7 protein-coding genes and 1 pseudogene are annotated in these 8,497 nt (G+C 60.3%); 1 reads left to right on the top strand and 7 read right to left on the bottom strand.

Annotation, left to right across the window (positions count from 1 at the left end; translation table 11 throughout):
* Positions 1-48: 48 nt before the first annotated feature.
* Together GSQ90_RS23380 and GSQ90_RS23375 are read right to left on the bottom strand one after the other, a co-directional pair.
* On the bottom strand, positions 49-978 hold the full coding sequence (locus GSQ90_RS23380; RefSeq protein ID WP_158817383.1) for an IS1595 family transposase: 930 nt from the start codon (positions 976-978) through the stop codon (positions 49-51).
* Between the two features lie 66 nt (positions 979-1,044).
* Complete coding sequence (locus tag GSQ90_RS23375) at positions 1,045-3,492, bottom strand: DEAD/DEAH box helicase family protein (protein WP_158817382.1); 2,448 nt, start codon at positions 3,490-3,492, stop codon at positions 1,045-1,047.
* A gap of 147 nt (positions 3,493-3,639) precedes the next feature.
* Here GSQ90_RS23375 and GSQ90_RS23370 point away from each other — a divergent pair.
* A pseudogene (locus GSQ90_RS23370) lies at positions 3,640-4,098 on the top strand (SDR family NAD(P)-dependent oxidoreductase); the annotation flags it as partial.
* A gap of 245 nt (positions 4,099-4,343) precedes the next feature.
* On the opposite strand, the gene GSQ90_RS23365 reads toward GSQ90_RS23370, so the two are convergent.
* From GSQ90_RS23365 to GSQ90_RS23345, 5 genes are all read right to left on the bottom strand, one after another.
* Positions 4,344-5,291: an SDR family NAD(P)-dependent oxidoreductase gene (locus GSQ90_RS23365; RefSeq protein ID WP_210254952.1), complete on the bottom strand. Its 948-nt coding sequence runs from the start codon at positions 5,289-5,291 to the stop codon at positions 4,344-4,346.
* A gap of 25 nt (positions 5,292-5,316) precedes the next feature.
* Complete coding sequence (locus GSQ90_RS23360) at positions 5,317-5,853, bottom strand: YceI family protein (RefSeq protein WP_210254951.1); 537 nt, start codon at positions 5,851-5,853, stop codon at positions 5,317-5,319.
* 47 nt (positions 5,854-5,900) lie between these two features.
* Positions 5,901-6,515 (bottom strand): cytochrome b, encoded by a 615-nt coding sequence (locus tag GSQ90_RS23355; RefSeq protein WP_158817380.1) that lies wholly within the window; start codon positions 6,513-6,515, stop codon positions 5,901-5,903.
* A 4-nt stretch (positions 6,516-6,519) separates the two neighbouring features.
* On the bottom strand, positions 6,520-7,146 hold the full coding sequence (locus GSQ90_RS23350; RefSeq protein ID WP_158817379.1) for a YceI family protein: 627 nt from the start codon (positions 7,144-7,146) through the stop codon (positions 6,520-6,522).
* 234 nt (positions 7,147-7,380) lie between these two features.
* Positions 7,381-7,965, bottom strand: coding sequence for a TetR/AcrR family transcriptional regulator (locus tag GSQ90_RS23345; protein ID WP_158817378.1), 585 nt, complete (start codon positions 7,963-7,965; stop codon positions 7,381-7,383).
* Between the last annotated feature and the right edge of the window lie 532 nt (positions 7,966-8,497).

Raw genomic sequence — 8,497 nt, 5'->3', positions numbered from 1 at the left:
GCCTTCATTTTCCTCCGCCTCGCCTCGATCCGCCTCATGCTCCGAAAGCTATGTAATTAATCGCGAAGTTATGGGACGGACTCTAAGGCAACGTGTCAGGAGAAATGTGATTTTCTCACTCTCCTTCATTTCGCGATTATCTTGCCTCCAAGCCAGTTCATTGGCGTATGCCTCGAGATGCTGAGCGCCAATTTGATGATGGATTCCGTACTGCATCTTTCGAAGCAAAGCGAAATACGATTCCGCCCAATTCGTGTGCGCGCCGTTTTCGGAATACGCTTTGTCATGCTCCACTCGCATGAGATCAAATTGGCGAGCGAGGCTATTCCAAGCCCTTGAGCCGTCGGCTTGGATGATCGTGTCAGCGGCAAGCGTCTCGCTCACTGCCACAAGGGAATCTGATTCCTTTTTGCCGACGAACGCTTTCGTATTGCCAAAGGGCTCCCTTGCCACAACAACAACACGCCTGTTTCCAAATTTTTTCTGATAGTATCGTTTGCCAAACTCCCCGACTGCGTTTGCGGCCAATCGATATCCACCGATTGTGCAGCCATCCACCTGCACCACCCCGCGCAATCCCAAATCCGGACGTTGCATCGCTTCGCGCATCTTGTGGGCCAACACGAAGCTCGATTTGTACTGTCTTCCCATGTAGCGAGAGAGCTGCAGTCCGCTCACGCCCTTGGCGCCTCCCACGAATAGGCAGGCAGCGAGAAGCAAGTCCTTGGCCGAAACCTTTGAGAAGGCGAAAATGGTCCCCGAGACGATGGAGAAATCTTTCACACATCGCTTGCAGAGGAACGTCCGCCTGGATTTGCGAAAATATACCTCGTCATGACCGCACCTTGGGCATATGGGACGACCATTCGACGACGCCCAGCGAAGCGCCATAAGAGCGTTGCGCGCGTCTTCGTCGCTCATGCGAGCAACCGAAACAAGCGACAAATCCGCTGAAGCACTGCAATCGAAATCGACCATTGCCGACCCCTACCCTGCTTGGTCGACTTTGCTGATCATGAGCGGATGACTTGCGAATGACGGCGGCTATTCGATGCGATAGCCGAGCGCCCGATACGCGGCTTTTCGTTTCGTCGCCATTCTCGCCAGCACCGGAACCAGCTCATCGACATAGTCGACGACGAGAACGTCTGCCTTTCCATCATGCTGTCTATGCAGCCGGCCCACATATTGAGCCAGCGTGCCCTTCCAGGAGATGGGCATCGTCAGGAAGAGCGTATCGAGTCTGGCGTCATCGAAGCCTTCTTCGATGCAGCGACCCGTCGCCAGGATTAGCCGCTCCTGGTCATTGGAGATTCGAAGCGCTTCCTCGGACGACCTGCGTTCGGTGGCGGACATTCCGCCTCGCAGCACAACGAGGTTGCGCACGAAGCGCGAAAACCGGTTTTGCAGATTTTCAAGATGGTCTTTGCGCTCCGTTAGGACGACCGGCGAGCGCTTAGCCTCGAGAGCCTTCAGCACGTCGTCGAAAATCAGATCGTTGCGCGCCTCGTCCTGCGCAAGTGCGGCGTAGATGGCTGGCATAGCAGGGCGATCCGACCCAGCCAGCGGGGTCGGCAACTGAAAACCCGTGGACCGATGCCTGGCGCGATGTATGATGCCCCGCTCCGCGGCTTGCGTACGAGCATCGACACGATGCCGGACGGGGCCGCATTGCATGAAGATTATGGGGTGATGCCCATCCTTGCGAGCGACGGTCGCGGAAAGCCCTAAGACAAATCGCGCCTTCGCTCGTCTCGCGACGAGTTCAAATCTGGCCGCCGACAGGTGATGGCATTCGTCAACGATGAGATGGCCATAGTTCGCGACCAGATCCGAGACTTCACCATGACGGACAAGGCTCTGGATAAGCGCAATGTCTATGAGCCCTGTCGGTTTGCGACGCCCCCCGCCAATGATGCCGATTTCCTTTGGATCGATATTGAGGAATGTTTTGAGACGTTCAACCCATTGAATCATCAGTTCGCGACGATGAACCAGAACGAGGGTGTTGCGCGCCCTCTTAGCGATGAGCGCAGCGGCGACGACCGTCTTGCCAAAGGCAGTCGTGGCCGCAAGCACGCCAAAATCGTGTGGCGCGAGCGCATCGAACGCCTTCTTCTGCGGGCCGCGCAGCACGCCCTCGAATCGAAGGCTTGCTGCGAGTGGCGTCCCCGCCGTCCGCAGGTCCTCGATCACGACCTGGGCGCCTTGCGCGCGGATCAGCTCAGCGATTTCCTCAAGGCAGCCCCGAGGCAACCCAATGTGGCGGGGATGAAGCTCAGCGCAAGAAATCATGCGTGGCTTGCCGAATGTTGGCAGCCGCATGGCTTGCGCACGATAGAACTCGGGGTTTTGGAAAGCCGCCACGCGGATGACGCGCGCCGTCATCGCCGGCGGCAACCCGATCCGGTCGACGTAAATTTGATCAGCAATGATGACATCGACCTTGTCCGGCAAAGGCGCGCCAACAGAGTTTGGTTCCTGCCGCCGCGACGGCGACATACGCCATGGCTCGTCCGCACGCTCGTCTTCGACCGGCATTCGTACGCCCAGCACCCGGCCACGCATTTCCGCATCGGCGACGATCTGCGACGCAGCCTCGACGGAAAGCCGTGGGAGGGAGGAAAGAAACGCCCACTGATCTTCGTAGGGCCGAAGTTCCCTGTCGATGAAGACGCTATTGCCGTGCTCGCGCGCCCTTCCTTGCAAGGGCAACGCGATCAGATTGCCGAACCCGCCGATCGGCATCGTGTCCTGACTTGGAAAGAAGCGATCATATGACGTGAAACCGATCTCGGGGCGGCGCTCCATTGTCTCCGTCACGATCGCAGCACCGAGTTGGCGGGCCGTTCGCGCCAGCATCGGCTCGGCGAAGAATGTCCAAACGTGCCCCCCATTCCCGGAACGGGACCGTTCGAGGGCGGCCGGAATTCCTTTCGCGATGCAAGTGTCGATCATGGCTGAAGCGTCAGCGGCCCAGGTCTCCTTGTCAAAATCGGCCGCCAGAAACCAACAAGTCTCGTCCTGCAGCAAGGGATAGACGCCCGCGACGAAGTCATTGGCCGAGGGTCGTTGGTTGTCGGCGCCGCGAAGATGTCTCTCGATCACCTCGTCCGAGACTGGGATGAACGCCTGATGCGGGCACTCCCCGCACTTGACCTGCGGCTTGCCGCATACGCCTTTCACCCATTCGTTGGCGCAGGCAGGAGCGTACCCGGCCTTTCCGGTTTTTCGGTTATCCCAGCGGATTGGGAAGACGTCGGAGCGCCCGGCGAACAGCCGCCGAAAGAGCGCGACCTTGTCGAATATCGAAGAAGTTGCGGTTACAACTGGATGATTGGCGCCTGTCGATAAATTGTCGAAGAACGCAAACTGCGCCGGCCGACGCTGCAGTTCGCTAAGCTTATTCTCAAGCTTTACCCGTTCGGCTTCCAGGGACCGGAGCCGGGCTCGAATGCGCGCAACATCTCCTTCTTTCTCGGTTTCGTCCATCAACGGTGCCTGCCGCCGCCACTGCTGCCACGACCATTACCGTGTAGGCTGAATTATCTCTACTCGAACGTCCATTCTCAGAGTCCATTTTTGAAATTCAAGAATGAACCGCTCTTCGGACGAGACTGCCGCTCATAGCGACGAAGATCAGGCCACATCCTCAACTTCTCGTCTGTCGGGGGACGGATCGGATCGACGGGCCGGGCCCCCTATTCGGCCGCGAAGTTTGGGGTCGAGGGCTTTTCGGAAGCGATGGTGACTGAGTTGGCGCCGCTGGGCGTCAAGGTGACCATCGTCGAGCCCGGCGGTTTTCGGACCGATTTCGCGGGCTCGTCTCAGACGATCCATAAGATCCGCCAGGAATACGACGCCACCGTGGGCCAAGCGGCGCGGTTCCAGCGTGACTACGACGGTAAGCAACCCGGCGACCCAGCCAGGGCGGCCCAGGCGATCCTCAAAGTCGTCGGCATGGACGATCCGCCGCTCCGTCTGCTGCTCGGCAGCGATGCGGTCAGGATCGTCGAGAGCGCCGACGCGCGAAAGGCCGAGGCCGACCGCAAATGGAGCGACCTCAGTGCTTCGACGGACTTCGCGGTCGCGTCCTGAGCGAGTCGCCGCGACCATCGCACCGCCGATAGCCTGTACGTCGTGATGAGGTCGTCGGAACGGGTTGGGTAACATGACGACTTTGCCGATCATCCCCCGTCTCGACGAGTTCATGGGCGGCTTCCATTGTTTCGGTAGTCAGTCCGTCCCACGACTAGGAAAGTCCGGGGACCACTTCAGAGGGGCAGATCACAAGAGAGCTGCACCGACGCAGGCGACCAGGAGTGAGAGTGGCTTTCGCATGGTTAGGGCGCCTCCCGCACGCCGACGAGACGCGCGCTATCAACCCAAAGCTTGGCCATGACATCGTCATTTTGCGCGAGCTCGGATGGATCGGGCCAGGCGAGCTCCCGGCTGACGATCGAGGCATAAAGATGCCCCTCGGGCGGCTCGATCCGGCCGAGCGCAAGGTCGGCGAGTGTTTCGCCGCCATGCGCTGCAGTGTTGATGCGCCGGAAGCGACCTATTATCCAGGGTACGACCTGCATCACCAGCCGCAGCGGCAAGGGTAGGTTGCGGCCGAGCCCCGTTCCCGGCGTGAAGCCGGGATTGAAAGCGATGACGGTGAGCTTGCGTTCCCGAGCGAGTGGCGAGACGGCAAGCGCCCGCGCGGTGAGCAAGTTGCAAAGCTTGGACGACGAATAGGCGCGAAAGGCGCCCGTGAACGCCGACCTATCGCGTTCCGGATCGGTCTCGGGATGGGCGAGACGGATTGCGTCGGCATGACGTGGCGGAGCCGGGCTGGTCCGCGGATCATGAGTGTTGCTGGTGGTGATGACGACCCGCGCTCCAGTCGCCAACAGCGGTATCAGCAGACGCAGCAGCAGATAATGGGCCAGGTGATTGACCGCGAAGGTCGCCTCGAAACCATCCTCGGTCGTCGCGCCGGCCGGCGCAGTGCCAAGCGCCGCATTGAGGATAAGGACGTCGATTTTCGCGCCAGCGATTTCCTTCTCAACCGTCGCGGCGAAGGACCGAACGCTCGCGAGACTGGCGAGGTCGAGCTTGAGGGCCTCGCCCCATCGCGGCTGCGCGCCGCGTGCGCCGACAATGAGGCGCGCTCGCGTGGTGCAGTTGATCCGTTGGGCGGCGAACTGGCCGATGCCGGCGGTCGCGCCCGTCATGACGACGATGCCCTGACCTTCAAACGGTCCAGATGGGGCGGGCGGGTCTCGAACGAAGTTCGGGTCCATAAATCGATTCCTGGAATGATCGACGTCAGTTCTCTCGTGTTGCGATGACGTCGATGTCGATGCCGACGCTAAGCGCCACCCACTGGTCGGTGGTCCAAGGACCTTGACCAATCCCGAAAGCACTGCGGATCAGCTCGGCATGTCCCTTCGCGTGGGCGGATGTTCCATTCGTCTCCAAAGTGAACGGGAGCGTGAGCGGCTGGGTGACACCGCGAAGAGTCAGTGTTCCCATGGCCTCGTAGTCGTCTTTGCCTTTTCGACGGATGGCGCTGGTCTCGAACTTCGCCGTAGGAAATTGCGCGGCGTCGAACCAGTCTTTGCCCGGCAGCGTCGCGTCGCGTTGCTTATCGTCTGTCGTGGCGCTCGCCACGTCGACCGACACGGCGATATGGGAAGCGTTGAGATGATCGGGATCGAATTCGATCACCGCGTTGTAACGGGTGAAGGCGCCTTGAAATTTCGTTCCGGTCTGAGTGCCTGAAAAGCCCAATTTACTTTCACCGGAATCGAGTTTCCAGTCAGCGGCGTTGGCGGCCGAAGTGGCCGCGGTAAGCGTCGTCATTAGAAGACTTGGCGCCGCGAACCGGATCGCGGCCCTTCGGAATGACGTCATGGAGAGCGTTCCTTCCTGGGAGACAGCCCGACTCGCGGCTGACCGCGGCGAGGAAGCATCCGCCTCAGTACGTCGTCGCGAATGATGAAATGGTGCCGAAGCGCCGCTGCGGCGTGCACGGCGACAATGGCCGTCAGGGCATATGCGCCGTATGCGTGGATAAGCTTTAGAAGCGCTTCTACCGGAGCCTTGTCGGCAAGCGTCGGAAGTACGGGAAGATCGGGCCATGGCGCGATCCCGTAAAGGACTGTCGGTATGTTGAACGCCGACGCCGAGACCAATGCCCAGCCAGTGACTGGCAGAGCAAACAGGAAAGCGTAGAGCAGGAAATGTCCGCTCCTAGCGGCCGCTTTTTCGACCGTAGGCATCGTCTCGGGCAAATCCGGAGGCCGGTGAGACAGTCGCCATGCGAGGCGCAAGAACGCAGCAAGGAAGACCGTGACGCCGATCGACTTATGGAGCTGGTAGAGCTGGAACAATCGCGCTGGGTCGAGCTTGAGATGCGTCATCGCAAGGCCCATTGCGACGAGCGCGGCAATCCCCAACGCCATCACCCAATGAAGGATGATGGCGACGGACGTGTAGCGGCCGGTGGAATAATCCCTTTGCATGGCGCTATGGCTGAAGAACGAACGCGCCGGCGATCTTCAGAGCGACGTCGTCGCCCAACAACGGCACGTATTGCTTGATGCCAAAATCACTCCGCTTGATTGTTCCAACGGCCTCGAAGCCGACATTGAAGGATTTGTCGAGCGGGTTGGCGCCCGAACCGATGAGGCGAGCCTTCAGAGTGATCGGTTTGGTGACGCCGTGAAGCGTCAGATCGCCGGTGATGGTGGCGCTGTCATTTCCGGTCGGAGTGACCTTTGTCGACGTGAACGTGGCGTTGGGATATTTCGCTACGTCAAACCATTGATCATTCTTCAGTTGATCATCCAGAAGCGGGACCGTCGTCAGGATCGAACTCACGGGAATTGACACTTCAAGCTCGGATGCTGAGGCGGCCGAGGAGTCGAGCCGCAAGGCCCCAGAGGCGCCGGAGAAGAATCCGGAGAAATCCGTGATGCCAAAATGGGAGATCGAGAAACTGACCTGGGTGTGACGAGGCTCAACCTTGTAGTCTCCCGCTTTCACCGCTTTAGGGTCTCGAGACGAAACTTGCTGCGCGAGCGCAGAGGGCGTCGCCATGGTCATTGTCAGAACTGCAATCGCCGCGCTGGCGGCAAGGAAGTCGATTTTCATAGGCGTGCAACTCCGTTCCAAAGTCAGGTTTGATTTTGGCGATAAGGTCGGGCTCCTGCGTCCCGCTGATTTGAATCAATTGCGCCGTAAGCAGCCCATCAGGGCCGCAATCTCAGCACTCGCGTTTGATCCGATGAGGCGGACCGCGCGGCGCGAACGCCTCGCGCCTGTCATCCCAGCGCTTGGGAATCAGAAGCTCGCGGAGCGCGCGGCAGCCGTTGGTGACGAGAATTTTCATGGGCGTATTCGCTTCGACCCGGGCTTGCAGATGACCTTCATCGCGCGGTCGCGTAGTCCGTCGATGACGGCAGGATCGGGTGGCTGCAGCGCCGCTGTCACCCGCAACGCCGCTGCCACATGCAGAAGGGCGGCGGCATTCGACGAAGCCCAGGCCGTCTGGGCCGCATCTTTCACCGCCATCGCAAGCCGGCCGGCAGCCGCGATGGCTTCGATACGTTCGATCAGCAGCGCATACCCCTGCCCGAAAGCCGGGATGTCGCCGCCCTGCAGCAGGCGCGTCATCATCGCCGCGTAGAGTCTGGGGCGCTCAGCCGCGAACAGCACAAAGTCGTCCCATCCCTCCTGAAGCGCCAAAACGGGATCGGACGATTGGATCGCCGCCTTCTTGCTCGCGAGGAACTGCCGGTGGGCCTCCCCCACTGCGGCGCTCAGGAGACCGTCCGCGCTACCGAAATGATGATAAAGCGTTGGCGCGGTGACATTCGCGATCGAGCACACCGCACGCGTCGAGAACTTCTCCGCCCCGTTTTGTTCGAGGACCGTCAGGGCTGCCGCCACCAGTGTTTCGCGCGTGTCCATGAGCGTGTATAGCACCGCTATACATGCGAGTCTATAGCGATGCTATAGGACGCTGCGCCGCGCGCGTCGACGCGTCAGCCATCGGGCTTCCGCGTAGTTCGCCGACTGAAGTTTGTTCTCGATATGCTCTTCACCGGAGTCACTCTTGGCCCATACTGCTGCCGGCGGTCTCGGCGAGTTGCGCGAATCAAAACAGGACCCTGCCGCCACTGGTCACAAGGCACTCCAAATATTGATGAACTCACGCTTCAGACGGGGGCCCGACCGGCGCCGATCGGCGCCCCGCCCGAAACAGGTATTATCGGATCGATATCAATAGGTAGAACACAACGACGCGGGCGGCCGCCTTCGGCGCTGAATGACACGCGGGCGCCAGCCTCGGCGCGCTTGACGGGCGAATCGCCCAGGACTCGCCGAATGATTGAACTCTTCAAGCGCCCCGCTATTCCGTAAGCGATGTTCTCAGGCCACGGCTTTGATGGCGGGGGCGTAGGCCCAGGGCAAGAGATCGTCGATTTGGCTATTGGGATGG

Source organism: Methylocapsa sp. S129 (assembly GCF_009765995.1).
Taxonomy (GTDB): domain Bacteria; phylum Pseudomonadota; class Alphaproteobacteria; order Rhizobiales; family Beijerinckiaceae; genus Roseiarcus.
This window is presented reverse-complemented; position numbering and strand designations above follow the sequence as displayed.